The organism is Streptomyces sp. NPDC086766 (assembly GCF_044746005.1).
Taxonomy (GTDB): Bacteria; Actinomycetota; Actinomycetes; order Streptomycetales; family Streptomycetaceae; genus Streptomyces.
Window position 1 is genome coordinate 292,876 of sequence record NZ_JBIVBI010000007.1, and the last position, 16,654, is coordinate 309,529.

Annotated in this window: 15 protein-coding genes; 10 read left to right on the top strand and 5 right to left on the bottom strand. The window is 75.2% G+C overall.

Annotated elements, in window-relative coordinates; genetic code table 11:
- Window positions 1-13: 13 nt before the first annotated feature.
- Window positions 14-1,519 carry an MFS transporter gene (locus tag ACIPM1_RS16565; protein WP_402434855.1) on the bottom strand — a complete coding sequence of 502 codons (1,506 nt, stop codon included), beginning with the start codon at window positions 1,517-1,519 and terminating at the stop codon, window positions 14-16.
- Window positions 1,520-1,677: 158 nt separating this feature from the next.
- On the opposite strand from ACIPM1_RS16565, the gene ACIPM1_RS16570 reads away from it, so the two are divergent.
- Window positions 1,678-2,142 carry an ATP-binding protein gene (locus tag ACIPM1_RS16570; protein ID WP_402434688.1) on the top strand — a complete coding sequence of 155 codons (465 nt, stop codon included), beginning with the start codon at window positions 1,678-1,680 and terminating at the stop codon, window positions 2,140-2,142.
- 23 nt (window positions 2,143-2,165) lie between these two features.
- Here ACIPM1_RS16570 and ACIPM1_RS16575 read toward each other — a convergent pair whose 3' ends face one another.
- The gene (locus ACIPM1_RS16575) at window positions 2,166-2,396 is read right to left on the bottom strand and encodes a DUF2945 domain-containing protein (RefSeq protein WP_402434691.1); all 231 of its coding nucleotides are present in this window, start codon (window positions 2,394-2,396) and stop codon (window positions 2,166-2,168) included.
- A gap of 277 nt (window positions 2,397-2,673) precedes the next feature.
- Here ACIPM1_RS16575 and ACIPM1_RS16580 point away from each other — a divergent pair, with 277 nt between their 5' ends.
- The 5 genes from ACIPM1_RS16580 (at window position 2,674) to ACIPM1_RS16600 (ending at window position 7,611) form a co-directional block, all read left to right on the top strand.
- The gene (locus tag ACIPM1_RS16580) at window positions 2,674-3,522 is read left to right on the top strand and encodes an RNA polymerase sigma factor SigF (RefSeq protein WP_356188843.1); all 849 of its coding nucleotides are present in this window, start codon (window positions 2,674-2,676) and stop codon (window positions 3,520-3,522) included.
- 454 nt (window positions 3,523-3,976) lie between these two features.
- Entirely contained in the window at window positions 3,977-5,599 is a 1,623-nt protein-coding gene (locus tag ACIPM1_RS16585) for a PP2C family protein-serine/threonine phosphatase (protein ID WP_402434694.1), read from the top strand.
- The gene (locus ACIPM1_RS16590) at window positions 5,596-6,714 is read left to right on the top strand and encodes a B12-binding domain-containing protein (RefSeq protein ID WP_402434697.1); all 1,119 of its coding nucleotides are present in this window, start codon (window positions 5,596-5,598) and stop codon (window positions 6,712-6,714) included. The genes ACIPM1_RS16585 and ACIPM1_RS16590 overlap by 4 nt, the downstream gene beginning before the upstream one ends.
- A complete protein-coding gene (locus tag ACIPM1_RS16595) occupies window positions 6,711-7,100 on the top strand; it encodes an STAS domain-containing protein (RefSeq protein WP_402434700.1) in 390 nt (129 codons plus the stop codon). The genes ACIPM1_RS16590 and ACIPM1_RS16595 overlap by 4 nt, the downstream gene beginning before the upstream one ends.
- A gap of 139 nt (window positions 7,101-7,239) precedes the next feature.
- Complete coding sequence (locus tag ACIPM1_RS16600; protein WP_402434702.1) at window positions 7,240-7,611, top strand: ANTAR domain-containing protein; 372 nt, start codon at window positions 7,240-7,242, stop codon at window positions 7,609-7,611.
- A 59-nt stretch (window positions 7,612-7,670) separates the two neighbouring features.
- Here ACIPM1_RS16600 and ACIPM1_RS16605 read toward each other — a convergent pair whose 3' ends face one another.
- From ACIPM1_RS16605 to ACIPM1_RS16615, 3 genes are all read right to left on the bottom strand, one after another.
- Window positions 7,671-9,218 carry an FAD-dependent oxidoreductase gene (locus ACIPM1_RS16605; protein ID WP_402434705.1) on the bottom strand — a complete coding sequence of 516 codons (1,548 nt, stop codon included), beginning with the start codon at window positions 9,216-9,218 and terminating at the stop codon, window positions 7,671-7,673.
- Window positions 9,215-9,982, bottom strand: coding sequence for a class I SAM-dependent methyltransferase (locus ACIPM1_RS16610; RefSeq protein ID WP_402434708.1), 768 nt, complete (start codon window positions 9,980-9,982; stop codon window positions 9,215-9,217). The genes ACIPM1_RS16605 and ACIPM1_RS16610 overlap by 4 nt, the downstream gene beginning before the upstream one ends.
- A 91-nt stretch (window positions 9,983-10,073) precedes the next feature.
- Window positions 10,074-11,270, bottom strand: a complete 1,197-nt coding sequence (locus ACIPM1_RS16615; protein ID WP_402434711.1) for a lycopene cyclase family protein — start codon at window positions 11,268-11,270, stop codon at window positions 10,074-10,076.
- A 263-nt stretch (window positions 11,271-11,533) separates the two neighbouring features.
- Here ACIPM1_RS16615 and ACIPM1_RS16620 point away from each other — a divergent pair, with 263 nt between their 5' ends.
- The 4 genes from ACIPM1_RS16620 to ACIPM1_RS16635 are packed head-to-tail and all read left to right on the top strand — an operon-like array spanning window position 11,534 to window position 16,651.
- Window positions 11,534-13,030 (top strand): polyprenyl synthetase family protein, encoded by a 1,497-nt coding sequence (locus ACIPM1_RS16620; RefSeq protein WP_402434714.1) that lies wholly within the window; start codon window positions 11,534-11,536, stop codon window positions 13,028-13,030.
- Window positions 13,027-14,568, top strand: a complete 1,542-nt coding sequence (locus ACIPM1_RS16625) for a phytoene desaturase (RefSeq protein ID WP_402434717.1) — start codon at window positions 13,027-13,029, stop codon at window positions 14,566-14,568. The genes ACIPM1_RS16620 and ACIPM1_RS16625 overlap by 4 nt, the downstream gene beginning before the upstream one ends.
- Window positions 14,565-15,596, top strand: coding sequence for a phytoene/squalene synthase family protein (locus ACIPM1_RS16630; RefSeq protein ID WP_402434720.1), 1,032 nt, complete (start codon window positions 14,565-14,567; stop codon window positions 15,594-15,596). Before ACIPM1_RS16625 ends, ACIPM1_RS16630 begins: the two co-directional genes overlap by 4 nt.
- Window positions 15,593-16,651 (top strand): DUF5914 domain-containing protein, encoded by a 1,059-nt coding sequence (locus tag ACIPM1_RS16635; protein ID WP_402434723.1) that lies wholly within the window; start codon window positions 15,593-15,595, stop codon window positions 16,649-16,651. The genes ACIPM1_RS16630 and ACIPM1_RS16635 overlap by 4 nt, the downstream gene beginning before the upstream one ends.
- The last annotated feature ends 3 nt before the right edge of the window (window positions 16,652-16,654 follow it).

The window sequence follows — 16,654 nt, forward strand, 5'->3', positions numbered from 1 at the left end:
CGGCCCGGCGGCCTCAGCCGTGGCCGGCGTGGGTGCGGCGCGGGCACGAGTCCGGCGGGCAGCGTCCGCCCCCGCCCTCCCGGTCGCGGCGCCAGTCGAGGACCGCGACCGCCAGAGCGCCCAGCAGTGCCACGACGGCGGAGCCGACGGAGACCGCCACCGCGGTGCGGAAGTCGTGCCGGGTCGCCCCGAGCACCAGGTAGAACAGCCCCGGCAGCGCCGCCGTACCCACGGCACCGCCCAGCCGCTGCCCGGTCTGCAGGGCTCCCCCGGCGGCTCCCGCCATGCGCACCGGCACCTCCCGCAGCGTCATGGTGACGTTCGGGGAGATCACGCAGCCGCTGCCCACTCCCCCGAGCAACAGCGCCGGAGCCGCGAACCAGGCTCCGCCGCCCGGCGGACCGAGCCCGAGCAGAAGCGCCGCCGCGCCCAGCCCGGCGATCACCGCCAGCAGCCCCCACACGGTCAGCAGCCGCCCCAGCCGCTCCACCAGCCGCCCCGCCACCACGGCGGCTGCGGCCGACCCGATCGCGAACGGCGTCACCGCCAGGCCGGACCGCAACGGCGTGTACCCGAGGCCGTTCTGGAAGAACAGGGCGAACACCAGCCACACCCCGCTGAAGCCCACGAAGTACAAGGTGGCCAGGGCCGCCCCGGGGGCGTAGCCGCGCGTGCTCGTCAGCAGCAGCGGATCCAGCAGCGGCTCTCCCTCGCGCGCCGCGACGCGCCGCTCCCAGCGGGCGAAGCCGGCCAGCAGCGCGAGGCCGAGGGGGAACAGCCACCACAGCGTGCCCAGCCCCCCGGACTCGGCGAACACCAGGGGCAGCATCAGGGACAGCACCCCGGCCCCCAGCAGCGCCACGCCCGGGAGGTCGAGCCGCTCCCGCCGGCCGGGGGCGACGCGGGGCAGCAGCCGCAGCCCGAGCAGGAACGCCAGCGCGCCGACCGGCACATTGACGTAGAAGATCCAGCGCCAGCCCTGCGCACCGTGCGCCAGGGCGAGGATCACGCCGCCGGTGACTGGTCCCACGGCGCTGGAGACGCCGACCGTGGCGCCGAACAGACCGAAGGCGCGGCCCCGCTCGGCGCCCCGGAACATCTGCTGGATGAGGGCGGAGTTCTGCGGGGCGAGGCATCCGGCGCAGACGCCCTGCGCGATCCGGGCCACGACGAGCCAGGCGACCGTGGGCGCGGCGCCCGCCCCGGCGCTGCAGACCACGAAGCCGCCCAGCGCCCACAGGAAGATCCGGCGCCTGCCCAGGGCGTCGCCCAGCCGGCCGGCCGGCACCAGGGCGAGCGCGAACGCCAGGGCGTATCCCGACACGACCCACTGCACGGAGGCCGGGGAGGCGCCCAGGCCGCGCTGCATGGAGGGGAGGGCGACGGCCACGATGGTGACGTCGAGCAGGCTCATGAAGCCGGTCACCAGCGTGACCCACAGGGCCTTCCAGCGCCGGGGGTCGGGTCCGCCCGCCGCGCGCGCCGGGTCGCCGCCGCTCGCGCCCGCCGGCGTGTCCAGTTCCACGAAAGCTCCCTCCGGCCGCCGCCGGTCCACGGCGGGGCGTAGCTCACACGGCCTCTCGCGTCCCGTCTGCTTCAGCGCGCGGACAGCGGGTAGCCGTACTCACGGCAAAGAGAACACAAAGTCACCACCGAGCAGCACAGACGGTACTTCTCATGGTCATTCCGCTTAGGAAGCAGGCGGTACGTGAGCAGGAACCGGACCAGCGCGCCGCGGCGCTGCGCTACGGAGCCACCTATGACACCGGTGCGGCCCGTATCGCCGACGCGCGCCGCGCGGTCCGCGTTCTGCTCACCCGGGCGTCCCGAACCGCCGACACGCCGGTGCCCACGCGCGCCGAAGGGGACGCACAGCTCGTCGTGAGCGAGCTGGTCACCAACGCCCTACGACACGCGCCGGGCCCGTGCGGCCTGGTGCTGGAGCTGTCCGCCGGTCACGAACGGCTGGCCATCACGGTCTGGGACACCTCTTCCACACTGCCGTGGATTAACGAACGCGACCAGTCACGCGTCGGCGGCCACGGCCTGTACCTGGTCCGCGCGTGCAGCAGCGCGCTGACCGTGACCGCCCTGCCCGGCGGCAAGCGCGTCACCGCCGAGATCGATCTGCGTGAGCGGTGATCCGCGGCCGCATCCCCCGGCGGCTACTTCTTCTTGCGGAGCGCGGACGGCTTGTGCACGGCCGAACGGCCGGACTTGTCGCTGCGCACCTGGTACCGAGGGTCCTCGGGGGAGGCGTCCACGGTCCGGCCCGCCTCCTCCGTCCGCCGGGTGATCTTCTTCTCGACGGTGCCGGTGGCCTCACTGCCGTGACTGCGCCAGGCGACCTTGTCGCCCTTGGCCGGCTCCTTCTTCGCGGAGCGTCGCTTCGCCATCGCCGTACTCCTTCCGGGCGCCTCGGCGCGCCCCGGTCCCACCCTGCTGGCCGCCGCCGCGATCCGCACGTCGGCCGGCACGCGGGCCGGTCGGAACGCCGGCCGGAGAACCCGTGGGCACGCCGTTCGGAGAACCCGTGGGCACGCCGTTCGGAAAACAGTCGAAAATGATGGGTGTGGACACCGCGGACGGGGGTACACGCGGTGGAAGCCGCTCATGATCAGCAGGGCGGTGGCCGCACGATCGAGCAGCACCGCAGAGAGGGAGGGACGCGCCATGGCGCCGACCACGGAGATCCAGGCAGCAGTTCCGGCACGGACGGAGCTGCCCGTGGTGACCGACCCCTCACAGGTGGCGCCGGCGGACGCGCGCGCCCTGTCGAAGCTGTTCTTCGACCGGCTCGCGACCCTGGAGGAGGGCACGCCCGAGCACCAGTACACGCGGAACACCCTGATCGAGATGAACATGTCCCTGGTGCGCTACGCGGCCGGCCGCTTCCGCAGCCGCGGCCCCCAGGAGATGGAGGACATCGTCCAGGTCGGCATGATCGGCCTGATCAAGGCGATCGACCGGTTCGAGCTGGCCCGCGAGGTGGAGTTCACCTCCTTCGCCGTGCCGTACATCGTCGGCGAGATCAAGCGGTTCTTCCGCGACACCTCCTGGGCGGTGCACGTGCCGCGGCGCCTGCAGGAGGCCCGGGTGGAGCTGGCCAAGGCGACCGAGGAGCTGAGCAGCCGCCTGGGGCGCAAGCCCACCACCAAGGAGCTGGCGGAGCTGATGAACCTCCCCGAGCAGGAGGTCGTCAACGCGATGGTGGCCTCCAACGGCTACACCTCCTCCTCGCTGGACGCCGCGGTGGGCGGCAGCGAGGACGGGGAGAGCGTGCTCGCGGACTTCATCGGCGCCGAGGACACCGACCTGGAGCTGGTGGAGGACCTGCACAGCCTGGCGCCCCTGCTCGCCGGCCTCGACGAGCGGGACCGCCGGATCATCCATCTGCGGTTCGTGGAGGAACTCACCCAGGCCCAGATCGGAGAGCAGCTCGGGATCTCCCAGATGCACGTCTCCCGGCTGCTGCAGCGGGTGCTGACCCGGCTGCGTCAGGGCATGCTCACCGCACGCTGAGCGACATGCTCAACGCACACTGAGCGCTACGTGGCCGGCCGCGGGAATGATCGCCTCCGCGGCGGGCACACGGACGCTTGCATGACACGGAAGGGCCGGGCGCCGTCGTCCTGGGGAGGTGGACGGCGTCCGGCCCTTCCGTCGTGCCCGGGCCCGGCGGCGTGCGGGGACGGGCTGGTCCCGGAGCCCCCTGACGGTCGCCCGCCCCGGCGGAACGCCGCTTGCCACCCACGGAGGATCCATCGAACATCTTGCCGACCGGCGCCCACGCGGACGCCGGTACCGTTGCAGCCAGGGCGCTTGCATTGACCGGCCGGGTGCGAGACGGTTGTCATCAGACAACCTTTTCCCCAGCAGAGAGGTGGTGGGGTACGCGGCTCGCGTTCCCCCTCTCGTGGTTCATTCCTCCAGTTCTCCCGTCGGCCCACGCAGCGCAGGCTCCAGCGTCGGCGCCGTGTGGGGCGACGCGCCGTATCCCGTCCTGGTCGTCGACCGGGACGGCGGCGTCGTCGACCTCAATGACGTCGCGAGGACCCTCCTGCCCGGCGTGGCGTGCGGCGACCGGCTGCACGACACGGCACCGGCCTGGCTGGCCGAGGCACACCGCCTCACGACCCTCGCTCCCGGCGAGTCCGCCGCCGCGCTGCGGTCGGGCAGCATCGGGGGGCGCCTCTTCGACGCCCACCCCACTCCGAGCCGCGACGGCGACGTGGTGTGGTGGCTGGTCGACGACACCGACCGCAGGCTGGCCCAAAAGGCGCTGCGCAGCGAGCAGGAGCGCACCGGCATCCTGGCCGAGGTGTCCGGCACGCTGCTGTCCTCGCTCAACGTGTCCCGGTGCATGGAGCTGACCGCGCGCATGGCGGCCGACCACCTGGCGGACGCCGCCGTCGTCATCGCGCCCGCCCAGGGGCGCCGCCACCCGCTCACCCACGCCCGGGCCGGCGGGCCCGTCACGCAGACCGCGCAGGTGATCGACCCGGCGACCGTGCCCGGTCTCGCCGAGGCGCTGCGGGGATTCCCGCCGGTGCCGACGCGCTGGATCAACCCCGACGAGATTCCGCAGTGGGCGATTCCGGACGGATTCGACGGCCCGCTGGGGTCGGTCATCGTCACTCCCCTGCCGGGCCACGGCGTGCCGGCCGGCGCCCTGATGCTGCTGCGCTCCACCACCGAGAACGTCTTCAGCGAGGGCGAGGAGGTCTTCGCGCGGCTGTTCGCCGCCCGTGCGGGCGCGGCGCTGTCCGCGGCCCGCATGTACGCCGAGCAGTCGGACATCACGGCGACACTGATGCGGGAGCTGCTCCCGCCGGCCCTGACGCAGATGCACGGCGTCGAGTACGCGGGCAGCTACCGGCCCGCCAAGGACTCCGAGCGCGTCGGCGGCGACTTCTACGACGTCCACCCGGGCACGGACTCCACCCACGAGTCCCTGGTGGTGCTCGGGGACGTGGCCGGCAAGGGCCTGGAGGCGGCCGTCCTCACCGGCAAGATCCGCAACACCCTGCACGCGCTGCTGCCGCTGGCCGGCGACCACCAGCAGATGCTGAACCTGCTGAACAGCGCCCTGCTGACGTCGCACCACACCCGCTTCGCCACACTCGTACTGGCCTCCGCCCGGCGCCGCGCCGGACGGGTGAGTCTCCGCATGACCAGCGCCGGCCACCCGCCGCCCCTGGTCATCCGCAGGAACGGTACGGTCGAAGTGGCGGCCACGCGCGGGACGCTGGTCGGAGCGATGCCGACGGTGGTGGCCGAGACCGTCGAGACGGCCCTCGCCCCGGGCGAGACCTGTCTGCTGTACACGGACGGCATCACCGAGGCGCGCGGAGGGCCGCTCGGCGGCGAGCTCTTCGGTGAGCGGCGGCTCAGGCAGGTCCTGTCGGAGTGCGGAGGCCTGCCGGCCGAAGCGATCGTGGAGCGGGTGCAGATGGTGGCCGCCCAGTGGCTCGGCTCGGGCCGGCACGACGACATGGCCGTCGTCGCCGTCAGTGCCCCGAAGTCGGGACCACTGCACGTCGTCAACGGCCATGTTCCCGTGGACGGGACGGAGATACGGCACAGGAGGAAGGGATGACCGCAGCCCCACCGGCACCGCGGACCCGGCCGGAGGACGGGCAGCAGCTCACTTCCGTGCGGGAGCGACTGTGGGCGGCAGTGATCGACGGTGACGAGTACGCGGCCGTGGAGGTGATCCGGGCCGGCCTCGACAGCGGGCTCGACGAGGAGACCGTGCTGCTCGACGTGATCGGCGGCGTGCAGCGGCGCGTCGGCGTGGAGTGGGCCGCCGACCGGATCTCCGTCGCCCAGGAGCACGCGGCCACCGCGATCAACGAACGAGCCGTCGCCGCCCTGCTCGGCCACGACCGCCCGAGCGCCCCCCGGCCCGTGGGGCGGGTGACCGTCACCTGCGTCGACGGCGAGTGGCACGCGCTGCCCGCACGCCTCGTCGCCGAGGTGCTGCGGCTGCGCGGCTGGCAGGTCGACTATCTCGGCGCCCAGACGCCGACCCCGCACCTGATCGCGCACGTGCACCGCACCAACCCGGCGGCGGTGCTGCTGTCGTCCTCGCTGCCCACCCGCCTGCCGACCGCGCACGCGGCCATCACCGCCTGCCAGGCCGTCGGCGTCCCCGTCATGGTCGGAGGGGCGGCCTTCGGCCCCGGCGGCCGCTACGCCCGCCGGCTCGGCGCGGACCGCTGGGCCCCCGACGCCCGTGCCGCCGCGGCCGACCTGGAGGCCGGCGCGTCCCACCCGCAGACCCCGGCCGTGCGGCAGGCCGTCGACGACCTGCCGCACCTGGCCGACCAGGAGTACACGATGGTCGTCCGGTCCCGCCCGCAACTGGTCAAGCAGACCCTGGTGGACCTGGAGGAGCGGTTCCCCGCGATGGCGTCGTACGACGACGCCCAGCGGGAGCGCACGGCGGAGGATCTCGCCCACATCGTCGACTTCCTGGCCGCGGCCCTGTACGTCGACGACGCGGAGCTGTTCGCGAACTTCCTCACCTGGACCGCGGACATACTCACCGCGCGGAAGGTCCCGGCGCACTCGCTCGTCCTGGGACTGGACGTCCTGGGCCGTCAACTCCGCGACTTCCCGAGGGCCTCGTCCCTGCTGGAGCAGGGCGCCGCCGCACTCGCCGCTCACCGACCCTCCGCCCCCGCCCCGGCGCACGGGAGCGAAGCATGACCGCTCTGCAGCCCGGACCGTTCGACATCGCGGTCGTGGAGACCGCGCCCACCGTCCTGACCGTACGGGTGGTGGGCGACCTGGACTACGACACCAGCGACGAACTGGTCGACACCGTCACCGAGGAACTGGCGCGGTCCGGCCCGCGGGACTCCTCCTGGCAGGATCTGCGGCTCGACTTCGCGCAGCTGACCTGGGTGGACTCCATGGGTCTGTCCGCGCTGCTGATGATCCGCAGACGCACCGGGGCCGTCGGCGTGACCCTCCATCTGGACAACCGGCCCGAGTTCCTGGACCGGATGCTCGACGTCACGAACACCTACGACCACCTCACCGAGGAAGTCCGGGAGCAGGACGAGGACGTCTCCGAGGCGGGCGCCAAGTAGGACCAGCCAGGGCCTGGGCTCCCCGGGCCGCGACGGACCCCTCGGGCGGAGAGCGTGTGCGTGTGCGCAGGTCGTATGCGTGCGGCGCGGCCGCGGGGGAAAAAGTATGGGCGATCCGTCGACGCGCTGAGGGGAGTCCATGGCGTTCTTCGTGATATCCAAACTCCGGCCGCTGCGTCTGCTGTCCGCCACCGACCTGGCCGTCGAGCACGACCGGCTCCGGGAGGAGAACCAGCAGCTGCACCGCGCCATGACCTCGCACGCGGTCGTCGACCAGGCCATCGGCGCGCTCGTGGCCCTGGGCCGGGTCACGCCCGAGGAGGCGTGGCTGGCCCTGCGGGACGTCTCCCAGCACCTCAACATCAAGCTGCGGACCGTCGCCGAACACGTTCTGGCGTTCGCCCAGGGCGAGGAGCTGCCGGAGGGGCAGCTGGACGAGCTGAAGCGGGCCCTCGACCGCCACCGCGAGTGCCCCGGCGGGCTGCCGGCCGGCAGCCCGCCGACGGACTGACGCCCGGACGGCCGCGCCGACCCCGCTCCCCCGTCGCGACCGCGTCGTCCGCTACCCCGTCACCACCGGGCCGCCCCGCGCAGCGGGGCGCGTCCGCGGTCGGGAACGGTCCACAGGGTCTGGCCGCGCACCCCCCACCGCTCCAGCAGGGCGTTGGCCGCCAGGAAGCCGCTGGTGGCGGCCCGTTCCATCAGCGCCACCGGCAGCTCCGTGCGCACCAGGTCACCGGCCACGACGAGCCCCGGGTCGTCGGTGCGCACGGTGGGCCGGTCGGCGTAGCCGCCCACCGGGAAGAGGGGGCAGTCCGCCCGCCACTCGTGGCGCGCGTCGACGATCCGCGCCCGCCGGGTCTCGGGGTACACGCGGTGCAGCTGCTCGACCAGACGCTTCTGCTCCACGTCCCGGACCGCGTCGTCGGCACACGCGTAGGCGTGCAGCTCCACCACCGAGCCGCCGGTGCGCGCGGCCCAGCGGGCCGCCTCGCCCTCCCAGCGCTCGAGCACACTGACGTTGTCCAGGGAGCCGTATCCGCTGGTGCCGAGGAATCCGGGGCGGTCGGGGGCCACGGGGCGGTCCAGCCACAGGCGGGAGACCAGGAACGGCGGTGCCGTGCGCAGCCGCTGGATCCGCTCGCGCCAGCGGGTGCCGCCCAGCCAGGGAGAGCGCTGGACCAGCGACCGCAGTCCGGTGGTGTCCAGCGCGAGGACGACCGTGTCGTGCCGTCGCTCGCCGTCGGCGACGGCCACCGTGAAGCCGCCGTCGCGGGTCGGTGTGACGCTCTCGACCGGAGTCGACGTGAGCAGCCGGACCCCGTGCCCGCGCAGGTAGGCGGCCAGCGGCTCCCACAGCGACGCGGGGAACGGCTCGTCGGGCACATCGAACAGCAGGCCCTCGGCGGAGCCCAGGAAATAGATGTGGAACATGAGGACCATCTCGGCGGCCGACAGCCGCCGGGGGTCGGCGAAGAAGCTGCGGGAGAAGACCTCGAAGGCCAGGTGGCGGGCGGCCTCGGGGAAACGGATCGAGTCCAGGAAGTCGTGGGCGCTGACGTGGTCCAGGCGCGTGTAGACCTCGGGGACGCGCACGTCCAGCAGGGGCAGCGCGGCGGCGGGACGCATCCGGACCAGGTCGCGGATCCCGAAGGACGGGCTGAGGGCCACGAAGCCGAGCGCGCTCCACGGCGGCGTCCGGGGGACGTGCCGGAAGCCGTCGCGCAGGCCGCTGCCGTGCCACAGCGGGTAGTCGGGCAGGCCGGTGAGGCGCTCCAGGCCCGGATCGGTACGGCGAAGCAGCCCGCGCAGGTTGTAGTACTGGCGGAAGAAGGCGTGGAAGCCCCGGCTCATCGTCACGGAGGTGCCGTCGCTGAGGGTGGTGGGCCACCCGGCCAGGCGCCCGCCGAGGGACGGCTCCCGCTCGTACAGGGTGACCCGTACGCCGCGTTCGGCGAGGGCGGTCGCCGCGGCCAGCCCCGCGATGCCGCCGCCGACGACGGCGGTGCTCGGCCGGTCGGTCCCGCGCAGCCGCGGGGCTCCGGGGGCCGGGAGCAGGACCCGGGCGCGCCGGTCGCGGCCGCGGCGGGCCGCGCCCGTGCGCCGGTGCCCGCTCATCGCGCCTCCTCCGTACGGCCGTCCGCGGGAGTGTGCGTGCCGCCGTGCGCGGCGCCGTCCGGGCGGGCCGCGACGACGGTGTGCGTGATGCCCGTCTGCCAGCCCGGCAGCGGCAGCACCCGGACCCGGGCGAAACCCGCCGCGCGGAGCCGGGCCGCGAACCGGTCGGCGGTGTCGAAGTCGACCACGCTGCGGTACAGGTGGCGGTAGAGGGGGCCGTCGCCCAGGGCTGCCGCCGCGGGGAGCACGATGCCGTGGCAGACCGCGGCCCACACCCCGCGATCCACCGGCCGGCCGCTGAGGGTGTACTCGTGCACCGCCAGCCGGCCGCCCGGCCGCAGCAGGTGGCGCACGCCGGCGATCACCCGGTCGGGGTCGGCCGCGTTGCGCAGGAGGTAGGCGGCGAAGACAGCGTCGTACGGGCCGCGCACCCCGGCCTCGGTCAGGCGTTCCGCCGGCGCGTGCACGAACTCGACGCCCTTCGGCCAGCGCTTCGCCGCGGCTCGGCGCAACATGCCCGCCGAGGCGTCCACCGCGGTGATCTCGGCGTCGGGCAGCACGGCGGCCAGCGCGGCCGTCGAGGCGCCCGTGCCGCAGCCGAGGTCCAGCACGCGCAGTCCGGCGCCGCCGTGCGGGAGCCCGAGGCGGCGGGCCGAGCGCCGCAGATGGGCGTGGTACCCGGGGTTGGCCGCCACGAGGGTGTCGTAGCTGCGGGCGGCGTGGTCGAAGGCGGCGGCCAGGTCCTGGTCGCGCAGCAGGGTCATACGGTCTCCTCGTGCAGATGCCGGGCGGTGCCGGTGGCGGCGGTCGAGCCCCGGGAGGGCCGGCGCTCGCGCCGGGGGGAAGGGACGGCGGTCATGCCTCGAAGGGTCGGCGGGGCAGGCGGGGCAGTTCGAGGGCGGTGCGCAGCATGGGCAGCACCGGGGTGCGCAGGCCGATGGACAGCTCCTCGTGCAGGCGGGTCCGTCCGTCGAGGAAGCGCAGCAGCCGCCGGGCCGGGACCCGGGCGAAGAGCCGGGAGAAGAAGGCGGCCCCGTCGACCCGGCCGCTGGCGAGGGCGCGCAGCAGCACGGCGTCCATGGCGAGGGAGCGGGCCGGGTGGGCGGGCGGCGGCAGCGGGCGGCGGCCCGCCCGCAGGGCGGCGGCGACGGCCCCCGTCTGGCGCTGGACGGCGGCGAAGGTGTAGCCCGTGGAGGGCCGGGTGGCGCCCGAGGCGGCGCCGATCCGGAAGACCGACGGCCCGGTCTGCCGGGCGAAGGGGGCGTCGGTCATCGGGATCACTCCCGTCTCGGTGGCGGTGACCTCGAAGTCGCCCAGGCCGAGCACGTCCCCGGTGTAGTGCCGCAGCGCCGCCTCGTAGCGCTGCCGCGACAGGGGCCGGGCCGAGAACTCGGTGTACTCGACCAGGGCCTGCCGGCGCCCGGTCGGCAGCACGTATCCGAAGGACAGCCCGTGGGCCGGCTGGGGGGTGCGGAAGTCCATGAGCTCGACGGTGCCGGTGTCGAAGACGGGCCGCTCGTGGCGGACGAACCAGCCGTGGAAGTGCTGCAGCAGGGTGGTGCGCGCGGCGGGCAGGCCGGCCAGGGGCAGGGGCCGGGAGTCGAACACCCAGCGCGCCCGCACCCGGACCGGGCGCCCGTCGGCGGCGCGGCCCCGTACCTCGGCGCCGTCCGCCAGACCCTCGACCGTGTCGACGGAGGCTTCCAGCCGTGTCGTCTCGGGGCTGCGGGCCACGACGCCGTCGACGAGCGACTCGAAGTCGTCCGACCGCAGCATCTTGTAGCGCAGCGGGCTGATGTCGTCCTCCATGCGGGCGCCGTGCGGCGCGTGGACGCGCAGCCGGTGCCAGGACGCGGTGAGGGCCGCGTCGTACGGTCCGGGGCCGGCCTCCCAGTAGCACCAGGTGCGGTCCGGCGGGCGCAGCGGGCCCGGCGGGGCCGTCACGAGGACCACCGACAGCCGGCGCGCGCCGGGCGGGCGCAGGGCCAGCCGGTGGGCCAGGGACAGACCGGCGGCCCCCGCCCCGACGATGGCCACGTCGGCCTCGATCACGATGTGCCGCCTCCCTCCGCGCCGCCGGTACCGCACCGCGGGTACCGCCCCGGACCTCACCCGAAGCATTCCGGGTACCCGGCCCGTCCGGATGCAGCCCGCCGGGGCGTGTCGGCCGCCGTCCGTCCGTCCGTCGGTGCGTCAGGAACCGCCCGCGGAGGCCGAATCGGCTCCGTCTGTCGCACGTTCGGCGCATCCGTGACCTCGACGGGCGCGGAATGACTGTAGATGACGATGTCGCGAGCACGCGGGAGGAACCGGACATGCGCTCCATTCGGGCGGACGATCACCTGGCGGGCGAACCGTCCCCGGCGCACCGCGTGGTCCGGCTGCTGCCGGCCGCGTCCCCGCCCCGAGAGGACCGGGCGGGGGACTTGACGCGGGATCTGGTGGAGGACCGTGCCGGGGACCGGCGGCGTCCCTGTGCTGGGGGGACGACACCGCCGTACGACGACGCACCCGATGCCGGAGCGCCGCGCGCCGACGCGCCGCACACCGGTGCGCCGTGCGCCGACGCGGGCGGGCGGCGGGCCGTGGACGACGACGTCTCGGGCGCCGTCGGCCGCCTGCTCCGCACCCTGACCGGCGAGCGGGTGGCGCAGGCGGCCGGCCTCGATCCGGCGTTCGGCGAGGAACTGGCCGGGCGGGTGGCCCGGTTCACGCTGGGGGGCGGCAGGCGCATCCGCCCCCGGTTCCTGTGGTGGGCCCTGCGCGGCTGCGGTGCCGGTGACGGGCCGGAGGCGGAGGCGGCGCTCCGGCTCGGGGCCGCCCTCGAACTCGTGCAGACCTGCGCGCTGGTGCACGACGACGTGATGGACGGCGCCCGGGTGCGCCGGGGCCGGCCGGCGCTGCACGTCGACGCGGCGGCCGACCTCCTCGCCGCGGATCCCGTTCCGCTCGGGCGCGCCGGCACCGGCCGGGTGAGCGCCGAACGGCGGGAGCGCGCCCACGACTTCGGCACCGCCGTGGCGATCCTCGCCGGTGACCTGGCGCTGGCCTGGGCGGACGACCTGGTCGCCGACACGGTGCTCCCGCCGGCCGTCGCCGGCCGGGTGCGCGGCATCTGGCGGGCCATGCGGACGGAGATGGTCGCCGGTCAGTACCTGGAGCTGCGCGGCCAGGCCGACGCCTCGCGGTCGCCGGACCGGGCGATCCGCGCGGCCTGTCTGAAGAGCGCCCTGTACTCGGTGGAGCGTCCGCTCGCGCTCGGCGCGGCGCTGGCCGGCGCGGACGAGGCCACGACCCGGGCGCTGTGCTCGGCCGGACGCTGCGTCGGCATGGCCTTCCAGCTCCGCGACGACCTCGACGACCTGTTCGCCGACCCGGACCGCACCGGCAAGCCGCTCGGCGGCGACATCCGCGAGGGCAAGCCCACCTACCTGGTCGCCGTCGCGCACGCGAGGGCGGAGGCGGCCGGTGACCACCACGCCCTGGACGTCCTCGACACGTGCGTCGGCCGCGCCGATCTGTCCGACGCCGACCTCGCCCGGGTGCGGAAGGCCATGGTCGCCACCGGCGCCAAGGAAGCGGTCGAGGCGAAGGTCGACCAGTTGACGGCGCAGGGGCTGCGCCATCTGGACTCCGCCGCGCTGGAGCCATACGCGGCGGGGCGCCTGCGCGAGCTGATGCGCGCGGTGGCCGGGACGCGTTCGGGATCCGGGTCCGGACCCGGATCCGGCACCGGCTCCGTGCGCGCCGAGGGCGCCGGCCCCGCCCGTGCCCTGCGGCTCGCCGACGGCTGCGGGGTGACGGGCCGATGACGCGCACCCTCCCCGGGCGCACCGACCACGTGGTGGTCGTCGGCGCCGGACTCGCCGGTCTGTCGGCCGCGCTCCATCTCCTCGGCGCGGGCCGCCGGGTCACGGTCGTGGAACGGGACCCGCTGCCCGGGGGCCGCGCGGGCCGGCTGGTCCGCGGCGGCTACCGCATCGACACCGGGCCGACCGTGATGACCATGCCCGACATCGCCGACGAGGCCTTCGCGGCGGTCGGCGAACGCCTCGCGGACCGGGTGGAGCTGATCCCGCTGCATCCGGCGTACCGCGCCCGGTTCGCCGACGGCTCCGCGCTGGACGTGCACACCGGGGCCGAGGCGATGGAGGCGGAGGTCGGCCGTTTCGCCGGGCCCGCGGAAGCGGCCGGCTACCGGCGGCTGCGGACCTGGCTGGAACAGCTCTACCGGGCGCAGATGCGGCGCTTCGTCGACGCCAACTTCGACTCGCCGCTGGCCCTGCTCCATCCGGATCTGGCCCGGCTGGCCGCACTGGGCGGCTTCGGGCGCCTGGACGCGCGCATCGGCCGGTTCCTGAAGGACGAGCGGCTGCGGCGGGTGTTCTCGTTCCAGGCGCTGTACGCGGGGGTCCCGCCGGAGCGGGCGCTGGCGGCCTACGCGGTGATCGCCTACATGGACACCGTCGCCGGCGTGTACTTCCCGCGCGGCGGCATGCACGCGCTGCCGCAGGCCATGGCGGACGCCGCCGCGAAGGCGGGCGCCGAACTGCGGTTCGGGCAGAGCGTCACCCGGCTGGAGCGGACGGGCGAGCGCGTCACCGCGGTCGTGACCGAGGACGACCGCATCGCGTGCGACGCCGTCGTCCTCACGCCCGACCTGCCCGTCGCCTACCGCCTGCTGGGCCGCGCCCCGCGCCGCCCGGTACGGCTCACCCACGCGCCGTCCGCGGTGATCCTGCACGCGGGCTGCGACCGCACGTGGCCCGAACTCGGCCACCACACCCTGTCCTTCGGGCGGGCCTGGCAGCGCACCTTCCACGAACTCACCCGGACCGGCGAGCTGATGAGCGATCCCTCCCTGCTGATCACCAGGCCCACGGCCACCGACCCAAGTCTGGCTCCCCCGGGCCGTCATCTGCACTACATCCTGGCCCCCTGCCCCAACACCGACATCGGGCCGAGCGCCGCCGACTGGGGCGATCTGGCACCGCGCTACCGGGACTCCCTGCTGCGGGAACTGGAGCGGCGGGGCCTGGCGGGCATCGGCTCCGCCGTCGAGCAGCAGTGCCTGGTCACGCCCGCCGACTGGCAGGCCCTCGGACACGCGGCGGGCACCCCGTTCTCCGCGGCGCACACCTTCCCGCAGACCGGCCCCTTCCGGCCGCGCAACCTGGTGCGGGGCACCGTGAACGCGGTCCTGGCCGGCTGCGGCACCACCCCCGGGGTGGGCGTGCCGACCGTGCTGCTGTCGGGGAAGCTGGCCGCGGCCCGGATCACCGGCGGTGCGGACCGCCCCGGCCCGCGCCGCCGGTCGCCGGGCCGGACGACGGAAGGAGCGGCGTCGTGACCGCGCGCGAACTGGACGCGGCGGGCGTCACCGATCCGTCGCTGCGCGAGGCGTACACGCGGTGCCGCGCGCTGAACGCCCGGCACGGCAAGACGTACTTCCTCGCCACCCGGCTGCTGACCGTGGAGCGCCGCCCCGCCGTGCACGCCCTGTACGGCTTCGCCCGCTGGGCCGACGACATCGTCGACTCGCTCGACGCCTCGGCGACCCCCGAACTGCGGGAGCGGGCGCTCGACCGGCTCCAGGAGGAGCTCGCCACCGGACTGCGCGAGGGCCGGAGCGGCGAGCCGACGGTCCGGGCCCTCGCCGACACCGCGCACCGCTACGCGATCGACCACCGCCACTTCCACGACTTCATGGCCTCCATGCGCAGCGACCTGGAGGTCACCGACTACGCCACCTACGCCGACCTCGACGCGTACATGCACGGATCGGCCGCGGTGATCGGCCTGCAGATGCTGCCCGTGCTGGGGACGGTCGTACCGCGCGAGGAGGCCGCTCCGCACGCGGCCGCCCTGGGAGTGGCCTTCCAGCTCACCAACTTCCTGCGGGACGTGGGCGAGGACCTGGACCGTGGCCGTGTCTACCTGCCCGCCGACCTGCTCGCGGCGCACGGCGTCGACCGGGAGCTGCTGCGCTGGAGCCGGGACACCGGGCGCCCCGACCCGCGCATCACGCGGGCGCTGCGCGCCTTCGAGGCTCTCACCCGGGACGTCTACCGCCGGGCGGCCCCCGGCATCGCGATGCTCGACCCGGTGTCCCGCCCCTGCATCCGCACCGCCTTCGTGCTGTACGGCGGCATCCTCGACGCCGTCGCCGGCTCCGGGTACGCCGTGGTGCGCGGGCGGGCCGTGGTGCCGCGCAGGCGCCGCGCCGCCGTCGCCCTGGACGGGCTGGTCCGGGTGACCGCGGCCCGTCTGGCCGCCGGGCGCGGCTCCGGGCGCCCCGCGACACCCGCGGCGGCGGTCCGCCCGGCCGCCGACACGGCGGTTCCCACATCCGCACCGGTCGGCCAGGAGGTCGCGTGAAACCCGAACCGTCCGCCCGGCGGGGACGCTACCCGCTGCGGCTGCGCAGGCGCCCGGTGCCCTGGGACCGCCAGCGGCCCAGCTGGCGCGAGGCGCGGCCCGCCGTCATCACGGCGGCGCTGAAGCGGGCCCAGGCCCGGCCGTCGGGCAACTGGTACGTCGTCGGCGCCACCCGCGACGTCGGCGGCGGCCGGCCCCTGTCCCGGACCGTGGCCGGCCGGGAGGTCGTGGTCTGGCGGAACGCCGAGGGAGGGCTGGTCGCCGGGCCCGGCGTCTGCCCGCACCTGGGGGCGCCGCTCGCGGACAGCCCAGTGCGGTGCGGCACGCTGGTCTGCCACTGGCACGGACTCGCCCTGAACGGCGCGCCGTTCGCCGGGTGGGAGCCCCTGCCGGTGCACGACGACGGGGTGCTCGTCTGGGTGCGTCTGGACGACGTCGGCGGCGAGGAGCCCACGCCCGCTCCGCTGGTCCCCGCCCGGCCGGCCGTGTCCGAGGCGGTGTCGGCCGTGTACGTCGGCGTCGGTGTCTGCGAGCCCGAGGACGTGGTCGCCAACCGGCTCGACCCGTGGCACGGGGCCTGGTTCCACCCGTACTCGTTCGTGGACCTGACGGTGGTCGGGGCGCCGGGGCGGGCCGGCACGGACGGGGACGGGCGCGCCCCGGGTACGGACGGGGACGACGGCGCGCCGGACGACGGCTTCGCCGTGGACGTCTCCTTCAAGGTGGCGGGGCGTCTGGTGGTGCCGGTGCGGGCCGTGTTCACCGCGCCCGAGCCGCGCACGGTGGTCATGCACATCACGGAGGGGGAAGGGCGGGGCTCCGTGGTCGAGACCCATGCCACCCCCCTCGGCCCGGACGAGCTGGGCCGGCCGCGGACGGCGGTCGTCGAGGCGGTCGTGGCCGCGTCCGACCGCCTGGGCTTCGCCGTGGCCCGCCGGGCGGCGCCGCTGCTCCGGCCGCTGATGCGCGCCGCGGCGGGCAGGCTCTGGCGGGACGATCTGGCCTACGCCGAACGGCGCTGGGCGTTGCGTTCGACGGGGCGCTTCCCGGGCTGAGAC

Excerpts from the sequence above, each read along its gene's own strand:
- ACIPM1_RS16570 (WP_402434688.1), top strand. The coding sequence starts at position 1,678 with ATGGTCATTCCGCTTAGGAAGCAGGCGGTACGTGAGCAGGAACCGGAC.
- ACIPM1_RS16575 (WP_402434691.1), bottom strand. The coding sequence starts at position 2,396 with ATGGCGAAGCGACGCTCCGCGAAGAAGGAGCCGGCCAAGGGCGACAAG.
- ACIPM1_RS16580 (WP_356188843.1), top strand. The coding sequence starts at position 2,674 with ATGGCGCCGACCACGGAGATCCAGGCAGCAGTTCCGGCACGGACGGAG.
- ACIPM1_RS16590 (WP_402434697.1), top strand. The coding sequence starts at position 5,596 with ATGACCGCAGCCCCACCGGCACCGCGGACCCGGCCGGAGGACGGGCAG.
- ACIPM1_RS16595 (WP_402434700.1), top strand. The coding sequence starts at position 6,711 with ATGACCGCTCTGCAGCCCGGACCGTTCGACATCGCGGTCGTGGAGACC.
- ACIPM1_RS16600 (WP_402434702.1), top strand. The coding sequence starts at position 7,240 with ATGGCGTTCTTCGTGATATCCAAACTCCGGCCGCTGCGTCTGCTGTCC.
- ACIPM1_RS16605 (WP_402434705.1), bottom strand. The coding sequence starts at position 9,218 with ATGAGCGGGCACCGGCGCACGGGCGCGGCCCGCCGCGGCCGCGACCGG.
- ACIPM1_RS16610 (WP_402434708.1), bottom strand. The coding sequence starts at position 9,982 with ATGACCCTGCTGCGCGACCAGGACCTGGCCGCCGCCTTCGACCACGCC.
- ACIPM1_RS16620 (WP_402434714.1), top strand. The coding sequence starts at position 11,534 with ATGCGCTCCATTCGGGCGGACGATCACCTGGCGGGCGAACCGTCCCCG.
- ACIPM1_RS16625 (WP_402434717.1), top strand. The coding sequence starts at position 13,027 with ATGACGCGCACCCTCCCCGGGCGCACCGACCACGTGGTGGTCGTCGGC.